Origin of the sequence: Pseudaestuariivita rosea (assembly GCF_017592335.1) — a bacterium.
In the GTDB taxonomy this organism is placed as follows: domain Bacteria; phylum Pseudomonadota; class Alphaproteobacteria; order Rhodobacterales; family Rhodobacteraceae; genus Parasulfitobacter; species Parasulfitobacter rosea.
Map to the genome: position 1 here is coordinate 1 of NZ_JACNMP010000074.1, position 1,511 is coordinate 1,511.

Genomic DNA, 1,511 nt, shown 5'->3' on the forward strand with positions numbered 1-1,511 from the left:
TTCTGTGGAAAAACAACGTGTTGCTGATGCAGAAAGTGTGGTTCTGAACAGAGCGCGAGCGCCTTTTCTATCAGGCTTCGCACGTTTGCTGCGGTGCGGGAAGGATCTTGGCTAATTTACGGAGGTTTTGGGCGGTGGCGGCGAGCAGGAATTCGTCATTTGCGCCACACGGTCCTCGTAATCGCAGCCGTCCCAGTCCCAGAATGCGTTTGAGGTGAGCAAAGAGCATCTCAACTTTCTTTCTGAGCTTCATCGCGACCCGGTATTCTTCGGTTTTGGCCAGATCCCGAGCGACCTGGCGTGCATCTTCGTGCTCCTCGCGGGTGATTTTGCGCGCATCAGCATTGGGGCAGCATTTTTGCTTGGATGGGCAAGCCTGGCAGACGTCCTTCAAGGCGCGATAGCGGGCTGTGCCCTTGCCCGTCGGGCCCCGGTTCGGATCGGAATAATTCCGGCGGAACTGTTTGAGCGCATGACCTTCAGGGCAGACATATTGATCGTTCTCTGCATCCCAATCGAACTCTGCGCGTGTCCAGGTGCCGTCGGCGCGTCCCGTCTTATCGATCACCGGGATGTAAGGATCAATCTTGCGATCCACGAGCCAGCCGAGCATCGGGCCGGAGCCGTAGGCGGTGTCGGCGATCATCCAGTCAGGAACTAGGTCAAATTTGTCTTTCACCCGTGTCAGCATGGTCTCCGTCGATCCAACCTCGGCTTGCCGGATCGAACGGGTGCCTTCGACATCCAAGATAACGCCATGATCCGTGTCGATCAGATAATTGTCTGAATAGCTAAAGAAAGCAGGACCTTTGCGCGCAGCAGTCCATTGGCTGGCGGGGTCGGAATGCGAGGTGAACTTGGGTTGGACATCGCTGGCCGCGCCAAATGCAGCCTCATCGAGTGTGTCGAGATACTCGCGAACTGCGCGGGGCACATCTGCGGGATCGATGGTTGACGCATCCCATTGTTCCTTCGGCGTTGAGTTCTGCTTGTTGGCATCCGCTTCGATCAGGCTGGCGTCCACTGCCATGCGCTGCCCACTGGCGAGACCTTCTTCGATGCAGCGGGCGACGGTTGTCTCAAACAAATGCCGCAGCAACTCACTCTCCCGGAAACGCCCGTGTCGGTTCTTGGAAAAGGTTGAGTGATCCGGAATGCGGTCGTTCAGATCGAGCCGACAAAACCACCGGTAGGCGAGGTTCAGATGCACCTCTTCACAAAGCCGCCGCTCTGACCGTATCCCAAAGCAATAGCCCACCAGAAGCATCCGGATCAGCAGCTCAGGGTCAACGGAAGGACGACCCGTGTGGCTGTAGAAATCCGACAGGTGGCCACGAATGCTGCTCAGATCGACGAAACGATCAATTGAACGCAGCAAATGATCTTGTGGGACGTGATCCTCAAGCGAGAATTCATAGAACAGCGCAGCTTGTGCTTCCTGTTTCGGTCCCATCATCGCCAATGCCCCCAACCAATAAGGGAATTGAATCAGTCTTGGGCAACGCGATCAA

Annotated in this window: 1 protein-coding gene; it reads right to left on the reverse strand. The window is 56.3% G+C overall.

The features are described from left to right. Nucleotides 1-70: 70 nt before the first annotated feature. Nucleotides 71-1,456, reverse strand: coding sequence for a transposase (locus H7848_RS19595; RefSeq protein WP_208354655.1), 1,386 nt, complete (start codon nucleotides 1,454-1,456; stop codon nucleotides 71-73). Between the last annotated feature and the right edge of the window lie 55 nt (nucleotides 1,457-1,511).

Excerpts from the sequence above, each read along its gene's own strand:
- H7848_RS19595 (WP_208354655.1), bottom strand. The coding sequence starts at position 1,456 with ATGATGGGACCGAAACAGGAAGCACAAGCTGCGCTGTTCTATGAATTC.